21 protein-coding genes are annotated in these 19,096 nt (G+C 69.2%); 11 read left to right on the top strand and 10 right to left on the bottom strand.

The features are described from left to right. Window positions 1–15: 15 nt before the first annotated feature. From yidC to sppA, 7 genes are all read right to left on the bottom strand, one after another. On the bottom strand, window positions 16–1,143 hold the full coding sequence (gene yidC / locus H6G16_RS04250) for a membrane protein insertase YidC (protein WP_190389062.1): 1,128 nt from the start codon (window positions 1,141–1,143) through the stop codon (window positions 16–18). Between the two features lie 53 nt (window positions 1,144–1,196). Then, window positions 1,197–1,604 (bottom strand): PH domain-containing protein, encoded by a 408-nt coding sequence (locus H6G16_RS04245; RefSeq protein ID WP_190389061.1) that lies wholly within the window; start codon window positions 1,602–1,604, stop codon window positions 1,197–1,199. Beyond that, window positions 1,601–1,984 (bottom strand): ribonuclease P protein component, encoded by a 384-nt coding sequence (gene rnpA / locus H6G16_RS04240; RefSeq protein WP_190389060.1) that lies wholly within the window; start codon window positions 1,982–1,984, stop codon window positions 1,601–1,603. Before rnpA ends, H6G16_RS04245 begins: the two co-directional genes overlap by 4 nt. Window positions 1,985–1,989: 5 nt before the next feature. Next, window positions 1,990–2,127, bottom strand: a complete 138-nt coding sequence (rpmH, locus tag H6G16_RS04235) for a 50S ribosomal protein L34 (protein ID WP_190389059.1) — start codon at window positions 2,125–2,127, stop codon at window positions 1,990–1,992. 90 nt (window positions 2,128–2,217) lie between these two features. Next, entirely contained in the window at window positions 2,218–2,820 is a 603-nt protein-coding gene (locus tag H6G16_RS04230; protein WP_190389058.1) for a DUF2808 domain-containing protein, read from the bottom strand. 89 nt (window positions 2,821–2,909) lie between these two features. Next, window positions 2,910–3,287 (bottom strand): chorismate mutase, encoded by a 378-nt coding sequence (gene aroH, locus H6G16_RS04225; RefSeq protein ID WP_190389057.1) that lies wholly within the window; start codon window positions 3,285–3,287, stop codon window positions 2,910–2,912. Next, window positions 3,284–4,096 carry a signal peptide peptidase SppA gene (gene sppA, locus H6G16_RS04220; protein ID WP_190389056.1) on the bottom strand — a complete coding sequence of 271 codons (813 nt, stop codon included), beginning with the start codon at window positions 4,094–4,096 and terminating at the stop codon, window positions 3,284–3,286. Before sppA ends, aroH begins: the two co-directional genes overlap by 4 nt. Before the next feature lie 59 nt (window positions 4,097–4,155). Between sppA and H6G16_RS04215 the strand changes: the two genes are divergently transcribed. From H6G16_RS04215 to H6G16_RS04205, 3 genes are read left to right on the top strand one after another with little or no spacing between them, the layout of a single operon-like run. Then, complete coding sequence (locus H6G16_RS04215) at window positions 4,156–5,091, top strand: DMT family transporter (protein ID WP_190389055.1); 936 nt, start codon at window positions 4,156–4,158, stop codon at window positions 5,089–5,091. After that, window positions 5,091–6,158 carry a glycosyltransferase gene (locus H6G16_RS04210; RefSeq protein ID WP_190389054.1) on the top strand — a complete coding sequence of 356 codons (1,068 nt, stop codon included), beginning with the start codon at window positions 5,091–5,093 and terminating at the stop codon, window positions 6,156–6,158. Before H6G16_RS04215 ends, H6G16_RS04210 begins: the two co-directional genes overlap by 1 nt. Window positions 6,159–6,182: 24 nt before the next feature. Next, window positions 6,183–7,967, top strand: a complete 1,785-nt coding sequence (locus H6G16_RS04205) for a glycosyltransferase family 39 protein (RefSeq protein WP_190389053.1) — start codon at window positions 6,183–6,185, stop codon at window positions 7,965–7,967. Here H6G16_RS04205 and H6G16_RS04200 read toward each other — a convergent pair. Further along, the gene (locus H6G16_RS04200) at window positions 7,961–8,509 is read right to left on the bottom strand and encodes a DUF721 domain-containing protein (RefSeq protein ID WP_190389052.1); all 549 of its coding nucleotides are present in this window, start codon (window positions 8,507–8,509) and stop codon (window positions 7,961–7,963) included. The two genes, H6G16_RS04205 and H6G16_RS04200, sit on opposite strands and share 7 nt — an antisense overlap. Window positions 8,510–8,609: 100 nt before the next feature. On the opposite strand from H6G16_RS04200, the gene H6G16_RS04195 reads away from it, so the two are divergent. The 5 genes from H6G16_RS04195 (at window position 8,610) to H6G16_RS04180 (ending at window position 12,855) form a co-directional block, all read left to right on the top strand. Next, a complete protein-coding gene (locus H6G16_RS04195) occupies window positions 8,610–9,383 on the top strand; it encodes a PspA/IM30 family protein (RefSeq protein WP_190389051.1) in 774 nt (257 codons plus the stop codon). 82 nt (window positions 9,384–9,465) lie between these two features. Next, window positions 9,466–9,786, top strand: coding sequence for a thioredoxin (trxA, locus tag H6G16_RS04190; protein WP_190389050.1), 321 nt, complete (start codon window positions 9,466–9,468; stop codon window positions 9,784–9,786). Beyond that, complete coding sequence (locus H6G16_RS13000; protein WP_242036166.1) at window positions 9,773–10,960, top strand: aminotransferase class I/II-fold pyridoxal phosphate-dependent enzyme; 1,188 nt, start codon at window positions 9,773–9,775, stop codon at window positions 10,958–10,960. The genes trxA and H6G16_RS13000 overlap by 14 nt, the downstream gene beginning before the upstream one ends. Then, window positions 10,957–11,679 carry a biotin--[acetyl-CoA-carboxylase] ligase gene (locus H6G16_RS12995; protein ID WP_242036165.1) on the top strand — a complete coding sequence of 241 codons (723 nt, stop codon included), beginning with the start codon at window positions 10,957–10,959 and terminating at the stop codon, window positions 11,677–11,679. Before H6G16_RS13000 ends, H6G16_RS12995 begins: the two co-directional genes overlap by 4 nt. 57 nt (window positions 11,680–11,736) lie before the next feature. Then, the gene (locus H6G16_RS04180; protein WP_190389048.1) at window positions 11,737–12,855 is read left to right on the top strand and encodes a M23 family metallopeptidase; all 1,119 of its coding nucleotides are present in this window, start codon (window positions 11,737–11,739) and stop codon (window positions 12,853–12,855) included. On the opposite strand, the gene H6G16_RS04175 is transcribed toward H6G16_RS04180, so the two are convergent. After that, a complete protein-coding gene (locus H6G16_RS04175) occupies window positions 12,848–13,522 on the bottom strand; it encodes an ABC transporter ATP-binding protein (RefSeq protein ID WP_199289181.1) in 675 nt (224 codons plus the stop codon). The genes H6G16_RS04180 and H6G16_RS04175 overlap by 8 nt on opposite strands. Before the next feature lie 6 nt (window positions 13,523–13,528). Further along, complete coding sequence (locus tag H6G16_RS04170; RefSeq protein ID WP_242036164.1) at window positions 13,529–15,088, bottom strand: NAD(P)H-quinone oxidoreductase subunit N; 1,560 nt, start codon at window positions 15,086–15,088, stop codon at window positions 13,529–13,531. 110 nt (window positions 15,089–15,198) lie between these two features. Between H6G16_RS04170 and topA the strand changes: the two genes are divergently transcribed. From topA to H6G16_RS04155, 3 genes are read left to right on the top strand one after another with little or no spacing between them, the layout of a single operon-like run. Continuing rightward, window positions 15,199–17,910: a type I DNA topoisomerase gene (gene topA / locus H6G16_RS04165; protein ID WP_190389268.1), complete on the top strand. Its 2,712-nt coding sequence runs from the start codon at window positions 15,199–15,201 to the stop codon at window positions 17,908–17,910. Further along, window positions 17,910–18,419: a hypothetical protein gene (locus H6G16_RS04160; RefSeq protein WP_242036163.1), complete on the top strand. Its 510-nt coding sequence runs from the start codon at window positions 17,910–17,912 to the stop codon at window positions 18,417–18,419. The genes topA and H6G16_RS04160 overlap by 1 nt, the downstream gene beginning before the upstream one ends. Next, window positions 18,419–19,093, top strand: a complete 675-nt coding sequence (locus H6G16_RS04155; protein ID WP_242036162.1) for a DUF2232 domain-containing protein — start codon at window positions 18,419–18,421, stop codon at window positions 19,091–19,093. Before H6G16_RS04160 ends, H6G16_RS04155 begins: the two co-directional genes overlap by 1 nt. Window positions 19,094–19,096 lie beyond the last annotated feature (3 nt).

The following is a 19,096-nucleotide window of genomic DNA, read 5'->3' as shown; positions in this document are numbered from 1 at the left end:
CGCAGCGGAGGGGGGTTATTTCTTGCCCTTGGGTTCGAAGGGCAGGCGACCGCCGCTGGCACTGACGGTGACGGGTTGCTGGGCCAGTTGCTGATCGAGAATGGCCTGGAGGTTGTCGGGCAGGGCTTCGCGGCTCAGCAGGAAGGTCTGCAGCGCCTGGAAGATGTTGGCCACCACCATGTAGAGCAACACCCCGGCGGGCAGGGGGAAGAACAGAAACATGCCGGTGATCATCACCGGGGTGATCTTGTTGGCGGTGGACTGCTGCGGATTGGGCGGCATGCCCATGCCCGAGAGGATCTGGGACGCAAACAGGCTCGCCCCAAAGCCGGCCACCAGGATGGCGATGTCCCAGTTGACGGCGCCATCGGTCATGAAGCCCACCTGGCCGAGGGCCTTGATGAACAGGAAACCGCTGCGGGCCGCCAGACCAGGAATCTTGCCCTCCACGGTGGCGTCGCCGGTGCCCAGGGCAGTGATGGTGCCGTCGGCATCCACACGCACCACCCCGTCACCCTTGGTGACAGTCCAGGTGGGGGCGAAGGCGTCGCCATGGTCGATGCCCTGCAGCACTGAGGCGAAGCTGTCGCCCTGCTTGGTGTGCAGCTTCACCTGGGCCGAATCCCCCACGCCCAGTTTGGTGCCCCCCTCCAGGGTGGCGATCACGGGCACGTGGGTGGTTTCCGTGACGAAAATCGAGTGGCTGGGGCTGTTGAACGGCTTGGGTTCCACCGCCGCGATCTGCTCGGCCGGCAGCACCTTGAGGTTCAGGGTGTAGGGCACATCGGCGAAGGGTGACCCGCGCAGGGTGGCAAACAGGGCGAACAGAATCGGCATCTGCACCAGCAGGGGCAGGCAGCCAGCCAGGGGGCTGCCGAACTCCTTCATCAGCTGACCCAGTTCCTCCTGCTGTTTCTGGGGGTTATTGGCGTACTTCGCCTTGATCTCGGCCTGCCGCTTCTGCATGGCGGGCTGGGCGATGCGCATGCGCCGGGCATTGCGGATCGAGCCGGCGCTCAGGGGAAACAGGGCCAGCCGGATCACCACGGTGAGCGCAATGATGGCGAGCCCATAGCTGGGCACCAATCCGTAGAAGAAATCGAGGATTGGGAGCAGCAGGTTGTCGGAGATGTAGCCGATCACGGCAGAGGAGCTCTGGGGGTAGGGAGGAGCGTGGGCTCAGTGTGACTGATGGTCTAGGCGGCCATGCCCTTCGGTGTGGAGCTCTTGGCCTGACGACGCTCGTCGATGTACGTCTCGAGCTCGCGGAAGCGGGGCACCGAGCGCATCTCCAGCTTGGAGCCGTCGCTGAGCACCAGCACCATGTCGCCCCAGAGGCCGAAGCCCCGGGGCACGCTGCGCACCTCCCGGATCTGGCTGTACACCACCTGGGTGCGGTCGCGGCCGAGCCAGCCGCCATTCACCTCGATGCGGCGGCTGGTGATGCGGAAGCGCAGCCATAGGGCCCGCACAATGGCTCCCACGGCAAAGGGGATGCCGATGATGGTCAACCCCAGCAGCAGGTTGAACACCAGATCGCCTTTGGCAGGACCGCCCTCGTAAAAGACGGTCTCCTGAATGTTTGCGCCGGTGCCGGTGCTCATGGCGTCAGACCTGCCTGGTGGAGAAGTTGGCTGCATTCTCCCAGCAAGGCCTGGCTGGGGAGATCGGCGCAGCCGGGTTTGAGGCTCAGCAGCAGCCAGAGGCAGCGGTCGCCGGCCTCGATCGGCTGGGCCAGAAGGTGGGTCTGCAGCAGACGACGCAGCCGGTTGCGCCGCACGGCCCGCTTGTGCACCTTGCTGCTCACCACCACCCCACAGCGCCAGGGACTGGGCGGGCAGGCCCGCTGTTCGGCCGGAAGCAACGGGGGGAGAGCGTCGAGAATCCGGAGCACCAGGTGCGGACCGTGGATGCGGCGGCCCTTCTGGTACACCCGATCAAACACGCGTTGCCCCTTGAGCCGGTGGCGCTGGGGCAGGGCCAAGGGCCTCAGACGGCGAGACGGGCGCGGCCACGGCGGCGGCGGGAGCGGATGACGCGACGGCCGGTGTGGCTGCGCATGCGCACGCGGAAACCAGACACCCGCTTGCGCTTACGGCTTGTTCCTTCCAGGGTGCGCTTGGTCATGGCTCTCTGCTCGCTGCGCTCGTCGCGTCGGTAATGGGCGTTGAAGCCAACCTATCAGGCGGGGTTGGCGAGTCCGGCAGGGTTGCCGACTCAGTTGGAGGGGGGATCGATCTGGATCAGCCAGCTGCCGAGGTAGCCGGCGATGGGCACATCTCCCGGTGCCTGGGCCAGGGCATTGAACTGGTACATGCCGATGTTGAACGGGTTGAAGATGTTCATGTACACCCCGATCGTGCCGGTGTCAGGCACGGGGGTATCCGGGAAGATCTCGATGGCGCTGCCGTTTTCGGCAATCTCGATCGTGGCCGGAATCGTTTCCTGGCACTTGGTGCGCGCCATCATGCCCCCCTCGCTCATCTTGCAGAGCTTCACCCGCTTGGGATCGATCTTGGCGTCGAAATACTTCGGGATGCTGATGCTCAGCTTCAGAATCGCGGTCTTGCGATCCTTCGGTTTGAGGATCAAGTAATACTCCGAGCGCTTGAGGCGCTGGGTATCGGTCATGAAGTAGTAGAGCTTGCGGTAGTCCTTGGTGTTGTCCCAGCGGAACTCCATCAGGCTCGGGGTGCCCTGGGCCTGCACGGCTTCGGGCTGACTGCTAAGGGCGATGGCCCCCACTCCGGCGAGGGCGGCGCTGGTGGCCAGGGCGGCGGTGCGCCGGCCCAGCTGGCGGCGGAAGGAGGGGAGACCCATCAGGGCGATACCGATCAAGGATTCAATTCTCATCAGCCGGCGCCGACGCCGGTGGGCCGGGTGGCCGGCGCCACAGCTGGCGGTCCTGCCTAGGGGTGGGCGCGGTCGGGGCGCAGCCGGGCCGCATCCCGCAGGTAGGGATGCACCGGCTCCTGATCTGGACGCAGCCAGGCATGGGCCAGCAACCGGATGCAGCGCGGTAGATCGCCTGCCACGGCCATCTGCTGGCAATCCAGCAGGGCCACCTGCTCCCAGCCGACCTGGCGGCGGGCAATGGCGGCTGGGAAACAGGCATCCAGATCCCGGGTCACCGAAAAGGTGACCGAAACCAGGCGATCTCCGCTCAGGCCGTTGCGGGCTACCAGCACCTCCACCAGCTCCGCCACGGCCGCGTCGATCGCCGCCGCCGTGTTGGCCTCGGCGGTGGTGGCCCCGCGCAGGGCCCGCAGCACAACGTGTTCGTTCATGGCCGATACAGCCACAGGGGTTGGCCGCTCCAGGCCAACTCCAGGCTGAGGGCCTGACGCAGTTGGCGCAACTGGCTGCGGCCGGGCAGCACCCCGGCGAAGCGTTTCGGCGGGCTGCCGAAGGTGATCGGCTGGGTTTTTTCAGGATCGAGACCCGCCAGCTCCGCCGTGAGTCGACGGGCCGTCTCCTCATCCCCCAACACATCCACCAGGCCAAGCTCCTTGGCCTGGGCGCCACTGAACACCCTGCCATCGGCAAAGCTGCGCACCGTGTCGGGGCTGAGCCCCCGGCCACTCGCCACCGCGTCGACGAACTGGGCATAGCTCGAGTCGATCAGGCTCTGCAGCAGCTCCCGTTCCCCCTCGGTGAGGGCGCGATCGGGCGACAGGATGTCCTTGTAGAGGCCGCTTTTCACGGTTTCAAAGCTGACGCCCACCCGCTCCAGCAGTTTGGAGAGGTTGTTGCCCCGCAGGATCACCCCAATGGAGCCGGTGATCGTGCCCGGATTGGCCACGATCTGTTCGGCGGCCACGCCGATGTACACGCCACCGGAGGCGGAGATGTTGCCAAAGCTGGCCACCACCTTGCAGCCCTTCTCCCGCAGGCGCAGCAGGGCGCTGTGGATCTCCTGGCTGTCGCCCACGGTTCCTCCGGGGCTGTCGATGCGCAGCAGCAGGGCGGGGCATTCCCGCTGCTCCACCTGGCGGAGCGCCTTGAGCACCCGGGTGCGGGTGGCTCCGGCGATGGCCCCCTCAATGGCGATGCGCGCCATGGTGCGACGGGTCTTGCGGCGCCAGGGCCAGGGCATCGGGGCGATGTGAAGTGGTTGGATCTTAAAAAGAAAGCCCCCATCGGCCCGGAAGCGCCATGCCCCAGGCCCTGCGTTGGCCCCTGATGCTGTTGCCCTTTGCCCTCTGGGGCACGGCGATGGCTGCCATGCGCCCCCTGCTCGACGGGGGCACTCCCCTGCAGGTGGCGAGTCTGCGGCTGCTGCCCGCCGGTGGGCTGGTGCTGCTGGCGGCCGTGTTGCTGGGGCGCTCCCTCCGGGTGGCCGCCGCCGACTGGCCCTGGCTGCTCGCCTTTGCCCTGGTGGACGGCAGCCTGTTCCAGGGGTTGTTGGCCCAGGGGTTGGGCCAGACCGGGGCGGGATTGGGGTCGGTGCTGATCGACTCCCAGCCCCTGCTGGTGGCGCTGCTGGCGCGGAGCCTGTTTGGCGAGGCGATCAATCCAGTGGGCTGGATCGGCTTGCTGCTCGGCTTGCTGGCCATCCTCTGTCTGGGTTTGCCGGCCCCGGTGTTGCAACACTGGTGGCTGGAGGGCCCGGTGGCCCTGGGTGAGCGGGCTTGGAGCCACGGGGAGCTCTGGATGCTGGCCGCGGCGGCGGCGATGGCCCTGGGCACGGTGCTCTCCCGCTATGCCAGCCGCCAGAGTGATCCAGTCGCGATCACGGGCTGGCACATGCTGATCGGAGGGGTGCCGCTGCTGGCTGGTGTGGGATGGGAAGGGGCCCTGCTGCCCAGCTGGACCGTGGCGGAATGGGGGCTGATGGCCTATGCCACCGTGCTGGGCAGTGCCCTGGCCTACGGCCTGTTTTTCTGGTTTGCCAGCAGCGGCGACCTCACCGGATTTACCGCCCTCACCTTTTTGACGCCGGTGTTTGCCCTGCTCTGCGGGGTGTGGCTGCTGGAGGAGCAGTTGCAACCGCTGCAGTGGCTTGGGGCGGCGCTGGCCCTGGTGTCGGTGGTGTTGATCAACCAGCGGCAGCAGCTCTGGCGCGGAACGGTGCCGGCGGAGCAGCCCTGATGCGGATTCTGGTGGTGAGCACCCCGGTGGGGGCCCTGGGCAGCGGTCGGGGCGGTGGCGTGGAACTCACGGCCACCACCCTGGTGGCCGGCCTGCTGGAGCGGGGCCATGGGGTCACGGTCTTGGCGGCGGAGGGGTCGGTGTTGCCGCCGTCCTGTGGGGCCGCCACGCTCTGGTTGGAGCGGGGGGCCGACCAGCCCAGCTGGCAGCACCGCAGCCGTCAGGACCCGGTCGAACTTCCCGTGGATGCCCTGCTCGGCCGGCTGTGGCGCCGGGCCCTGGCGCAGCAGGCCGACTTCAGCGTGATCCTCAACCTGGCCTACGACTGGTTGCCGCTGTGGTTGACGCCCCACACCGCCACACCCCTGGCCCATCTGGTCAGCATGGGTTCGGTGGGAGAGGCCATGGATGGGGTGATTGCCGAGGTCAGCCGATTGCGCCCCCGTCACCTGGCTTTCCACACCGCCACGCAGGCCGCCGATTTCCAGCTGGCGGAGCCCCCGATCCTGGTGGGCAATGGCTTTGACCTGAGCCGCTACCAGCTGTGTCTGGAGCCGGAGCCCGTGCTGGGCTGGGCCGGACGCATCGCCCCGGAAAAGGGCTTGGAGGACGGGGCGCTGGTGGCAGCCCGGCTGGGCTTGCCCCTGCGGATCTGGGGCTACAAGGAGGACCGGGCCTATGCGGATCGGGTGGCGGCCTCCGTGCCGCCGGGGACCCTGGAGTGGCGGGGGTTCATGCCCACGGAGCAGCTGCAGGCGGAGTTGGGACGCTGTGCGGCGCTGCTGAACACGCCGAAGTGGAATGAGGCCTTCGGCAATGTGGTGGTGGAGGCCATGGCCTGCGGCGTGCCCGTGGCCGCCTATCAGCGGGGAGGTCCCGGAGAGCTGGTGGTGGAGGGGGTGAATGGGGCCCTGGCCGCCCCCGATGATCGCGAGGCCCTGGTGGCCGCCACCCACCGGGCTCTGGCGTTGGGGCGCCAGGGCTGTCGGGCCTGGGTGGAGCAGCACTGCTCCCAGCAGGCCTTTGCGGCCCGCGTGGAGACCTGGCTGCAGGACCTGGCGGGATAGGTTCAAAGCTCCTGTTCCGGCTGGATGTCCCTGCCGCCCGTCGCCCCGGTCCGCCGCCGCCAGGTGTTGCTGCTCACCGCGGTTGCCGCGGCTGTGCTCTTTGTCTGGCGCCTTGGCAGCACCGGCCTGGTGGACGAGACCCCGCCCCTGTTTGCCGCTTCGGCGCGGGCCATGGCCGAAACGGGCGACTGGTTGATCCCCCGGGTCAACGGGCTGCCCCGCTACGACAAACCGCCGCTGATCTACTGGGCGATGGGGCTTCTCTATGCCCTGCCCGGTCAGGACCTCTGGAATCCCCTCGGCACCTGGGCGGCGCGGCTGCCCTCCGCCCTCGCCTGTGGCGCCGTGATGCTCGGCCTGGCGGGCACCCTGCTGCGCTGGCCCCAACGGCCTGAACGCCCAGCCCTGGCCGCCCTCACCGCTGCCCTGGCCTACGGATTGTCGCCGCTGGTGCTGCTGTGGGGGCGGATCGCCGTGAGTGATGCCCTGTTTTCCGGGTTGCTGGCCGGCAGCCTGCTCCTGGCCTGGCAGGCCTATGCGGCCCCGGGACGGGGCTGGCGCAGTGGCTGGTGGTGGCCCTGGCTGCTGCAGGGTCTGGCGGTGCTGGCCAAGGGGCCGGTGGCCGTGGTGTTGCTGGGTCTCACCTTGCTGCTGTTCGGGTGCTCCCAGCGCGACCTGGGCACCCTCTGGCGGCGACTCCGGCCCCTGCCCGGGCTGGCGATCACCGCCGTGGTGGCGCTGCCCTGGTATGGCCTGGCGTTGCTCCAGGAAGGGGAGCCCTTCTGGCGCAGCTTCTTTGGCTACCACAACCTCCAGCGCTTCACGGCGGTGGTGAACAACCACCAGCAGCCCTGGTGGTTCTTCGCTGTGGTGCTGGTGATCGCCAGCCTGCCGCTCACGCCCCTGCTGCTGCTGGGGCTGGTCCAGGGCCTGGGCCAGCCCGTGGCGCCGCCGCTGTCGTTGCAACGCTTCGCTTCCTGCTGGTTGCTGGCCGTGCTGCTGTTTTTCACCGTGGCCGCCACCAAACTGCCCAGCTACTGGTTACCGGCCACTCCGGCGGCGGGGCTGCTGATCGCCCTGGCGGCTCAGCGGGGTGGCCAGCGCTGGTGTTGGACGCTCACCCTGCTGCTCACGGCCGTGCTGGCGGCCGGCTGGCTGGCGTCTCCCCTGTGGGTGCCCCTGATCGTCGCCCCGGAGATGCCCGGCCTGGTGCCGCAGCTCTTGGCTGGCCGCTGGTTGCTGCTGGGCGGCCTTCTCTACGGCCTGGCCGTGGTGCTGGGTCTTGGCCTGGGCCGGTACGGGGGGGCGGCGGCCCTGCTGGGCCTGCAGGGGCCCCTGTTGGCGTTTGTGCCGCTGGTGCTGCAGCCCGCTTGGGAGCTGGGCGATCGCCTGCGGGGCCACCCCGTGCGGGAGATGGCCGCGGCGCTTGTGCGGCAAGCCCGTCCCGCCGAACCGGTGGCGATGGTGGGCATGCTCAAACCCTCCCTCCACTACTACGGCCGTCGGGTGGTGATCTACGAGGGGGCCGAGCCCCACAACCTGGTCAACCTGGCCGACCGGCTGCGGGGGGAGAGCCGCCCAGGCCAACCCGCCAGCAGCCCAGAGGCCCAGCCCACCGTCTTGGTGGTGATCGATGCCGGCACCGCCGGCCTGGTCCATTGGCAGGGCCTGACGCCCCAGCCCCTGGGACGCAGCGGCATCTATGGGCTCTGGCGCCTCGATCGCCGCCAGTTGGAGCAACGGGCCGCGCAGCTGCGTCGTCAGGGCGTGGCGGCGGACTGGCGGGTGCCGCGCCCCGAGCGCTACTGAACCGGCCCTTCCCCAGGGGGCTGGGCCAGCTGCTTCTGGCGGCAGAAGCTGCAGTGGCCCCAGCGGGCCATCTCCCCGGCGGGCGCCGGACTGCCGCAGCTGGGGCAGGTGGCCATGCCGTGCACGTCCACCCGGCTGGGGTGGGCGGCCCACACCGCCGCTTCCTGCAGGCCGCCCGGTGGGGCGACGGCGCCTGGGTGGTGCTGTTCAAGGCGCAGGTCGCGCACCGTGAAGCCATTGGCGCGCAAGGCTCCCAGCAGTTGGTGGCGGTTGTACTGGAGCGCCTGCAGCCAGGGGCCGGGGGCGGCCCCCACGGTGAGCAGGCCGCTGTGCAGGCGCAGGGGGCGGCAGTGGGGGGCCAGCTGGGCTCCGGCGATGCGGGGCCAGGCCTGCCACAGGGCCGCCAGATGCCCCCCCTGGCGCCAGCGCTGCTCCAGCTCCTCCAGACAGCTGGCCAGGCCGCTGGCGGGCGGCCGTGGCGCTGGCATCAGCAGCGTCAGGTTGCCGATCTGGCGGCTTTGCTGGCGTGGTGCCCTGCCCATGGACCGACCCTATCCGGGGTGCGGCAATCTCGCTGGTGAAGAGTGGCGTGAGCTGGCTACCCTCGGGCCCTGCACCTGCAGCCCCAGCCTTTCGCCATCAATGGGCTTTTTTGATCGCCTCAGCCGCCTGATCCGCGCCAACGCCAATGCAGCGGTGGGTGCCATGGAGGATCCGGCCAAGATCCTGGATCAGTCGGTGGCCGACATGCAGTCGGATCTGGTCAAGCTGCGGCAGGCCGTGGCCACGGCCATCGCCAGCCAGAAGCGCATCCAGAACCAGGCGGAGCAGGCCCAAGCCCAGGCCAACACCTGGTACGAGCGGGCCGAACTGGCCCTCAAAAAGGGTGAGGAGGATCTGGCCCGGGAAGCCCTGGGCCGCCGCAAGACCTGCCAGGACACCGCCACCGCCCTGAACACCCAGCTCCAGAGCCAGGCCGGTCAGGTTGAGCAGCTCAAGAAGAGCCTGGTGTCTCTGGAAAGCAAGATCGCCGAGGCCAAGACCAAAAAGGACATGCTCAAGGCCCGGGCCCAGGCGGCCCAGGCCCAGGAGCAGCTGCAGAGCGCCGTGGGCAGCCTGGGCACCAACAGCTCGATGGCAGCCTTCGAGCGCATGGAGGAGAAGGTGCAGACCTTGGAGGCCCGCAGCCAGGCTGCGGCCGAGTTGGCCGGTGCCGATCTCGAAAGCCAGTTCGCAGCCCTGGAGGGAGCCCCGGAGGTCGACGATGAATTGGCGGCTCTGAAAAATCGCCTGGCCGGAGCGACGCCCGTATCCCTGCCTGGGAACAACCCGGCTGCCCCCCAACTGGAGCCTGTCCAGGTGAGTGAGGTGGATCCCGAGCTGGAAGAGCTCAAGCGTTCGATCGACAAGCTCTGAGTCGGAGTGGCCGGTGGTCACTCCGACCGGTGGCCCCGCTCCATACAATCGCCCTAGCACCCGTCGTTCCAGGGCCTCCGCCGTGTCTGTCGCTCACCTCACTGATGCCAATTTCCAAGCCGAGGTGCTCGCGGCGGCGAACCCGGTGCTGGTGGATGTGTGGGCCGAGTGGTGCGGTCCTTGCCGGTTGATGGCGCCGATGATGGACTGGCTGGCCACGGAATACGCCGGCCGTCTGGCGGTGGGCAAACTCGAGGCGGACACCAATCCCACCACCCGTGACGCCCTCCAGATCCAGGGCCTTCCCGCCCTGATTCTGTTCAAGGACGGTCAGGAGCTGGCTCGCCATGAGGGCGCCATGGCGAAACCCCAGCTGCAGGCTTTTGTGGATGCCCATCTCTGAGCGGCTGTCCCGGCTCGGCAGTGGGGTTTTTGCCCGCAACGACCAGCGCAAATCCGCCTACGTCGCCCGGGCGGCCCGCGAGGGCCTGCCTCCCCTGCTCGACCTCTCGCTGGGCTCCACCGACCTCCAGCCACCCGCCGCGGCGATCCAGGCCATGGCGGACCAGCTCCGAGCGCCAGCCAGCGCCGCCTACTGCCTGCATGGGGCCACCCGGCCCTTCCGGCAGGCGGTGGCCCATTGGGCGGAGCGGCGCTTCGGCGTGGCGGTGGATGCGGATGCCGAAGTGCTGCTGCCGGTGGGATCCCAGGAGGGCACGGCCCACCTGCCACTGGCGGTGCTGAATCCGGGTGATCGGGCCCTGGTGCTCGATCCCTATTACCCCTCCCACATGGGCGGTTTGCACCTCGCCTCCGCCGAGCCGGTGCTGCTGCCCCTGGATCCCTCAGCAGGCTGGCGGCCCCGGTTCGAGGCCCTCAGCCCCGAGCAGTGGGATGGCCTCAAGTTGATGGTGCTGGGCTTTCCCCATAACCCCACGGCCACCACCGGTGAGCAGGCCTGGGTGGATGAGGCCGCGCAGCGGGCCGTTCGTCACGGGGTGGTGTTCGCCCACGACAACCCCTACGTGGATCTGGCCCTCGATGGGGAGGCCCCGGCCCTGTTGCGATCACCCCTCTGGCGAGATTGTGGCATCGAGTTTTTCTCCTTTTCCAAGAGCTGGTGCCTCGGGGGCTACCGCCTGGCCTTCGCCATCGGAGCGGAATGGTTGATCACGGCCCTGCGCCAGCTCAAGGGGGTCGTCGATTTCAACCAGTCGTTGGCCCTGCAGGCCGGGGCCATCGCGGCCCTGGAGCAGGCTCCCGCCTGGCCCGGGCAGCTGCGCACGGTCTATCGCCAGCGCCGCGATCGCATGGCCGCAGCGCTGGAGGCGGTGGGTTGGCCGGTGCGGCGGCCCTCGATGGCCCTCTATCTCTGGCTGGAGCTGCCGCCCCAGGTCCGGGGCATGGGCTCGGAGGCCTTCGGTGCGGCCCTGCTGGAGGCCACCGGCGTTGCCCTCACCCCCGGCAACGGCTTTGGTCCGGCGGGGGAGGGCTGGATGCGGCTGGCGCTGGTGCATCCGGAGGAGGAGCTCGCCGCTGGTGCGGCCCGCATCGGTACCTGGTTGGCCAGCCTTTGACCTGGCAGCTGCGCCGCCTGCCGGTGTGTGCCAGCACCGAACGCGAACTGGATCGCTGGCTTGCCCAGCGCCAGTCCCGTGGGCTGGTGGCAGACCCCTTGCTAACGACCCGGTTGGCGGTGCAGGCCCGGCGCCAGCGCTTTGGCCATGGTCAGCAGGGGCGTCCCTGGCTCTCCCCTCCGGGCGGCCTCTGGCTTAGTGCCGCCTTCCCCTGGGCCGGCGGGGTGGCGGAATCGGCCTCCCTGGGGCTGGCGGTGGCCGTGGGGCTGGCCCAGCAGCTGGAGGCCCTCGGCTTGGCGGTGCAGCTCAAGTGGCCGAATGATCTGCTCGTGCACCAGCGCAAGCTGGCCGGCCTGCTGCCCCGGCTGCGGCTGCGGGGCAGTCGGATTCGCTGGGCCCAGGTGGGGGTGGGGCTCAATGGCTGCAACCGGGTTCCGCTTGGCGCCATCTCGGTGGCCGAGGCTCTGGGGCCCGCTCGGAGCCATCCCCAGGCCCGCCCGGAGCGGCTGCGGGGGCGGGTGCTCGCCGCCCTCGACTGGGCGTCGGCCCATGCTGACCAACCCGAGCTGGTGAGGGCTGCCGCAGAAGCGCGCCTGTGGCGGCCGGAGCCGGGTTGGCGGCACGGAGGGGAGGCCTGGGAGGTGCTGGGACTGCACACCGATGGCCGCTTGCGTCTGGCTCGAGGCGGACGGGAGATCGCCCTGCAGCGCCAGTTCTGAGGCCGTCTGCTCCCCGGTGCTGGGACGCATGTGCCGGGGATTTTTACAATTCACTCCATGACCGACCGGAGCCGCTCGCCCCAACCCGCTCGCCCCCGGTGGGCTTCGGCCCTTGCGGGGCTGCTGCCGCTGCTGTCGGCTCCCCTGCTTGGGGTGGGCCTCGCCTGGGGCCAGGACCAGCTCACGCCCGAGCCTGGCGCTGGGGCCCCTGCCGCCATGCCCCCCGCCGGCCCCCAGGCTCCCCCCCTGCCGCCGCCGCCGGTGCCACTGGCCCAACCGCTGCGGCCCGATCCGGCCGCCCTCCCCAGCCGCCCCCCGGCCCGGTTTGACGCTTCCCTGGACGCCCTGGTGCGTGATGGGGTGGTGAGCCCGGCGGAGCGGGCCCGGATCCGCTCCGGCTCGGGCATGACCCCCTTCCATGTGCCCGCCCACCAGCAGGCCTGCCGCAGTGGTGCCCTCTCCCAGCAGGAATGCACCAGCGGCCTGGTGGTGCGCTGGCGGGGGCGGTTCAACCAGGGCTCAGGGGCCGATGGCGGCGGGGACGGCGGCTCCGGCTTTGCCGGTCAGCCCCTTCCCCCCCTCACGGTGCCGGTTTCGGCCCTGCTGGCAGGTGCAGGGGGCACGTTCCGACTGGCGGATGTGTTTGGGGTGACGCCGCGGCCGGCGCCGATTGGCGGCAATGGCAACCGCCAATTGCTGTTTCCCCTGATCGGTTCGGCCGTGACCAGCAGCAATTTCGGCTACCGGCTCCATCCGCTGCTGGGCAGCTGGCTGATGCATGCCGGCCGCGACCTGGCGGCGCCGGAGGGCACGCCGGTGGTGGCGGCCCTCGGCGGCCGGGTGGTCAGCAGTGGCCTGGCGGGGGGCTACGGATTGGCGATTGAGGTGGAACACGACCGCCCCCGCCGCCGCACCCTCTATGGCCACCTCAGTGAGCTGTATGTGAAGGAGGGGGATCGGGTGCGCCAGGGGGAGGTGATCGGCCGGGTGGGCAGCACGGGCCTGAGCACCGGGCCCCACCTCCATTTCGAGCTGCGGCTGCCCGGGGATGGGGGCTGGGTGGCGGTGGATCCCGGGGATCTCGACCCCGGCGGTGGTGCTGCCGGCAGTGACGCCATTGCCCTGTTGATGGGCCAGCTGCTGCAGAGCCTGGAGCGCCCCCGTCCCGTCAGCTGACGATGCGACCGTCGCGGAAGCGCACGATCTTCTCGGCCCGGGCGGCCACATCGTCTTCGTGGGTCACCATCACCACGGTCATGCCGCCGCGATGCAGGGCATCGAAGATGTCCAGCACTTCGGCGGTGGTCTGGGAATCCAGGGCTCCGGTGGGTTCGTCGGCCAGGAGAAGGGCCGGCTGGTTGATGATCGCCCGGGCGATGGCCACCCGTTGTTGCTGGCCGCCGGAGAGTTGGTTGGGCTTGTTGTGCAGCCGCTCCCCCAGCCCCACCCGCTCCAGGGCGGCCTGGGCCCGCTGCTGGCGTTCGGCGGCGGGCACCCCGGCGTACACCATCGGCAGCATCACGTTTTGGAGGGCACTCAGCTGGGGCAGCAGGTGGAACTGCTGAAACACAAAGCCCAGATCCCGGTTGCGCAGATCGGCCAGCTGGTCGTCGCTGAGCTGCTCCACCGGCGTGTCGTTGAGGCGGTAGCTGCCGCTGCTGGGCCGGTCGAGGCAGCCCAGGATGTTCATCGCCGTGCTCTTGCCCGAGCCCGAAGCCCCCATCACGGCCAGGTAGTCGCCCCGGTTCACCGTGAGGTTGAGCTGGTCGAGGGCCTTGACCGCCATTTCACCACTGCCGTACACCTTGCAGACGCCCGCCAGCTGGGCCACCGGAGCGCTCATCGGGCCTCAGCCAATGGCCTGCATCAGCATGGGGGTGCCGGTCACGGCCTGGCTGGCCCAGGTGAACAGGGGGTTGGAGAGGATGCCACCCACCGCCGTGACGATCACGCAGCCCACGAGGGCCGTGCGCAGGGCCGGCATGCCGACCACGTTCCAGCTGATCGTTGGGTAGGTCTTGACGACATCGGAAGCCTCCTGGGGCTCCTTCACCACCATCATCTTGATCACCGAGATGTAGTAGTAGATCGACACCACCGACGTGACCAGGCCCACTACCACCAGCAGGTACTGGTGATCCGCCCAGCCGGCGAAGAAGAGGTAGATCTTGCCGAAGAAGCCCAGCATCGGCGGGATGCCGCCGAGGGAGAGCAGGCAGAGGCTGAGGCCGAGGGTGATCAGCGGATCCTTCTGGTAGAGGCCGGCGTAATCGGCGATGCGGTCGGAGCCCGTGCGCAGGGAGAACAGGATGATGCAGGCGAAGGCGCCCAGGTTCATGAACAGGTAGGCGGCCATGTAGAGCACCATCGCCGCAAAGCCGTCCTCGGTGCCGCACACCAGGCCGATCATCACGAAGCCGGCCTGGCCGATCGAGCTGTAGGCCAGCATTCGCTTCATGGAGGTCTGGGCTAGGGCCACCACGTTGCCCAGCACCATGCTCAGCACCGCCAGCACGGTGAACAGCAGCTTCCACTGGGCATCGAAGCTCTCAAAGCAGCCCACCAGGATGCGCAGGGCCAGGGCAAAGCCAGCGGCCTTCGAGCCCACCGACAGGAAGGCCACCACCGGGGTGGGGGAGCCCTCGTAGACGTCGGGCGTCCATTGGTGGAAGGGCACGGCCGCGATCTTGAAGGCCACCGTGGCCAGGACGAACACCAGGGCCAGGGCCGTCACCGGGGAGGCACTGGTGCGCAGGGCCACCGCCACCGCATCGAGGCCGGTGGCGCCACCGGTGAGGCCGTAGAGCAGGGAAGCGCCGTAGAGGAACACCGCCGCCGCCGCGGAGCCCACCAGCAGATATTTCAACGCCGCTTCGGAGCTGCGGGCATCCCGCTTCATGTAGCCCGCCAGCAGGTAGCTGGACACCGAGAGGGTTTCCAGCGACACGAAGATGCTCACCAGGTCGGTGGCACCGCAGAGGAACATGGCCCCCAGCGTGGCCGCCAGCAAGATGCCGGCGAACTCGCCCACCGGCGTGCCGCTGCGCTCCACGTAGCGCCAGCTCAGCAGTAGGGAGATCAGGGTGGAGGCGGCCACCACGGCCCGGAAGGCGATGGCCAGGTTGTCGGCCAGGAAGGAGCCCACGAAGGAGGGCTGCAGGTCGGGGGTGTTCCACTGCAGGGCCAGGAGCACCAGGGCACCGCCCAGGCCGGCGTAACAGATTGGCGGCACCCAGCGGCTGGCGGCCTGTTCGCCGGCCAGGTCCACCAGTAGGCAGGTGATCAGGGCAATCAACACCGCCGCTTCAGGGGCGATGGCACCGGCGTTGAGCTGGAGGTTCAACCCCCCGGTTCCGGCACCACTGCCGATCGCATCCGCCACGGTGGAGAGGGCGCCGAGCAGGAACATCAGCGAGAAAACCGCGAGGCGGGAGCTGTGATGTGGGGGACTGTAGCGGCGCTTCGCCGTCGACTTGGTCCCTGGATGCGATAAAGAGGGAAGCGGTTATGCGCTGGTCTGTGGGTCACACCCTGGTCATTGTCGAGAGCCCCACGAAGGCCCGCACCATTCGCGGCTTCCTTCCGAAGGACTTCAAGGTGGAAGCCTCCATGGGGCACGTGCGTGACCTGCCCAACAACGCCAGTGAGATTCCGGCGGCCCACAAGGGTGAGAAGTGGGCCAACCTCGGCGTCAACACCGCAAGCGCCTTCGAGCCCCTCTACGTGGTGCCTAAGGACAAGAAAAAGGTGGTGAAGGAGCTCAAGGACGCCCTCAAGGGGGCCGACCAACTGCTGCTGGCCACGGACGAAGACCGGGAAGGGGAGAGCATCAGCTGGCACCTGCTGCAGCTGCTCAGCCCCAAGGTGCCGGTGAAGCGGATGGTGTTCCATGAGATCACCAAGGAGGCCATCGGCCGCGCCCTGGAGCAGACCCGCGAGCTCGACATGGAGCTGGTCCATGCCCAGGAAACCCGGCGCATTCTCGATCGGTTGGTGGGCTACACCCTCTCGCCGCTGCTCTGGAAGAAGGTGGCGTGGGGGCTGAGCGCCGGTCGCGTCCAGTCGGTGGCGGTGCGCCTGCTCGTGCAGCGCGAGCGGGCCCGCCGGGCGTTTAAGAGCGGTAGCTACTGGGATCTCAAGGCCCGGCTGGAGCAGGCCGGCGGCGGCTTTGAGGCCAAGCTCACCCATCTCAAGGGCGAGCGCATCGCCGGCGGGTCCGACTTTGACGAGAGCACCGGCGACCTCAAGGCCGGCAGCAAGGTGAAATTGCTGAGCGAGGCCGAGGCCAAAGCCCTTCAGAGTCAGCTGCAGGCCGCCCCCTGGACCGTGGCGGAGGTGGAGGAGAAGCCCACCGTGCGCAAACCGGTGCCCCCCTTCACCACCAGCACCCTGCAACAGGAGGCCAACCGCAAGCTGCGGCTCTCGGCCCGGGACACCATGCGCACGGCCCAGGGGCTGTACGAGCGCGGCTTCATCACCTACATGCGCACCGACTCGGTGCACCTGAGCGACCAGGCGATCAACGCCGCCCGCAGCTGCGTGGCAGCCAAATACGGCAAGGACTACCTGAGTCCCGCGCCGCGGCAGTTTTCCACCAAGGCCCGCAACGCCCAGGAGGCCCACGAGGCCATCCGCCCCGCGGGCGAAGCGTTCCGCACGCCCAATGAGACGGGTCTGAAGGACAAGGATCTGGCCCTCTACGAGCTGATCTGGAAGCGAACGGTGGCCAGCCAGATGGCCGATGCCCGGCTCACCATGCTCTCGGTGGAGCTGCAGAGCGGCGATGCCAGCTTCCGCGCCTCCGGCAAACGCATCGACTTTGCCGGCTTTTTCCGCGCCTATGTGGAGGGCTCCGACGATCCCGACGCCGCCCTGGAGGGTCAGGAGGTGCTGCTGCCGGCCCTGAAGGTGGGCGACAGCCCGACCTGCAAGGCCGTTGAGGCCCTCGGTCACCAGACCCAGCCCCCCGCCCGCTACAGCGAAGCGGCGCTGGTGAAAATGTTGGAAAAGGAGGGCATCGGCCGTCCCTCCACCTACGCCTCGATCATTGGCACGATCGTCGACCGGGGCTACGCCACCCTGGCCAACAACGCCCTCACCCCCAGCTTCACGGCGTTCGCCGTCACGGCCCTGCTGGAGGAGCACTTCCCGGATCTGGTGGACACCAGCTTCACCGCCCGGATGGAGACCACCCTCGACGAGATCTCCCAGGGTCAGGTGCAGTGGCTGCCCTACCTGGAGAGTTTCTACAAGGGCGAAAAGGGCCTGGAAACCCAGGTGCAGCAGCGGGAGGGCGACATCGACCCGGGGGTCTCCCGCACCGTGGAGCTTGAAGGCCTTCCCTGTGTGGTGCGCATCGGCCGCTTTGGCGCCTACCTGGAAACCAAGCGGGTGGCCGACGACGGCACCGAGGAGCTGCTGAAGGCCACCCTGCCCCAGGAGATCACCCCGGCCGATCTCGATGCCGACAAGGCCGAGCTGATCCTGCGGCAAAAGGCCGATGGCCCCGAATCCCTCGGCGAGGATCCGGAAACGGGCGACCAGGTGTATCTGCTGTTCGGCCAGTACGGGCCCTATGTGCAGCGGGGCCAGGTGAGCGACGAGACGCCCAAGCCCAAGCGGGCCTCCCTGCCCAAGGGCGTGAAGCCGGAGGAGCTCAGCCTGGAGGACGCCCTGGGCCTGCTGCGGTTGCCGCGGCACCTGGGTGAGCATCCGGATGGCGGCAAGATCGAGGCGGGGCTGGGTCGTTTCGGGCCCTATGTGGTGCACCACAAGGGCAAGGGCGAGAAGGACTACCGCTCCCTCAAGGCCGAGGACGATGTGCTGATGGTGGGGCTGAGCCGCGCCGTGGAACTGCTGGCCATGCCCAAGAAGGGCCGTGGTGGCCGCACCGCTCTCAAGGATCTCGGCACCCCCGAGGGGGGCGATGAGGCCATCCAACTGTTTGACGGCCCCTACGGCCTCTATGTGAAGCAGGGCAAGGTGAATGCCTCCCTGCCGGAGGGCACCACCGCCGACACCATCACCCTGGAGCAGGCGGTGGAGCTGCTGGCGGCCAAGGCCGCCACGGGCAAGGCCAAGGGCCGCAAGCCGGCTGCAGCGGCTGCCAAGAAACCCGCGGCCAAGAAGCCCGCCGCCGCCAAGACGACCACCCCCAAAAAGCCCACCACCACCAAGACCGGCCGCCTCCGGGCCAGCGCCGTTCGGGTGATCAAGGCGGCCGACCGCTGATGGCAGCAGAGCCGCTGAGCTGGGTGGTGTCGGCCCGCCGATCGGTGCGCCATGCTCTGGCACTCTCGGCCTGCGGGCTGCTGCTGGCGAGCTGCAGCGGCACCCGCTTCGGCGACCAGCTCGCCCGCAGTTTCTCAACCCCCCAGGCCCAGCCTGCGGCACCGCCCCCGGCGCCCATCCAGACCCCAGCCCCTGGGACGCCAGCCCCGGGCACGACAGCCGCCACCAGCAAGGGCGCGAAAGCCCCAAAGGCCCCCGTGCCTCCCGTACCGTCCTTGCCCCGGGCCACCCAGCCCAGCAAGCCGGCTCCCTACCGGATCACGATCCAGCTGCCCTCGGCGGATCCGGCAGCCCCCGCCGAGGCGGTCACCGAGGCGCTGCGGGCCGCCGGGGTGAGTTTTGAAGTGGAGATGATCGAGCGCATCGGGGCATCGGCTGGCGGGGAGGCGCCCCCGGCCGCTCCCCTCCCCGTCGCCCCCACGGTCAGCCCGGCGCCGGCTCCGCGCTGATGGCACCCCACCGGCAGGATCGGCCGTTGTCCGGGCGTCAGCTGAGTCGACGCCAGGCCCGCCAGTTGATGGACACCGCCTACCTGGCCGCTGCCACCGCCCTGCTCTGGGTGGCGCTCTATTACCTGCCCGTGGGGAGTCCCCTGTTTCGCCTGGCCCTGCCCCTGCCCCTGGCCCTGTTGCAGTTGCGTCACGGTTGGCGCTGTGCCCTCGAGGGGCTGGTGGTGACGGCCCTGCTGCTGGTGGCCCTGATGGGGCCGATCCGGGGGCCCCTGGTGATCTTTCCCTATGGATCCCTGGCCCTCTGGCTGGGATGGTGTTGGCGGCGGCGAACCAGCTGGTGGCTCAGCTGGGGGGTCGGCAGCCTGATCGGTGCCGCCGGTTTTCTGGTGCGGGTGGCGGTGCTGTCGGTGCTGGTGGGCGAAAACCTCTGGGTGGTGATCACCACGGCGGCTGCCGGGCTGCTGGAAAAACTGGCCGGCTGGGTGGGGATGGCCGCAGGCGTGGAACTGGCCCAGGTGCAGCTGGCTGCCCTGGGGCTGGTGTGGGTGCAAAACGTGATCCTGGTGCTGGCCCTGCACGCCGTGGCCTACTGGATCTTTCCCAGGCTGCAGTCGCCGATCAGTGAGCCCCCTGACGCCCTGCGCGCCCTGGTGGCCCTTGATCCCCTCTGAGCG

Origin of the sequence: Cyanobium sp. FACHB-13342, from assembly GCF_014697415.1 — a bacterium.
Lineage (GTDB): Bacteria > Cyanobacteriota > Cyanobacteriia > PCC-6307 > Cyanobiaceae > Cyanobium_A.
The sequence above is the reverse complement of the archived record's forward strand: the minus strand, read 5'-3'. Positions and strand labels throughout refer to the sequence as shown.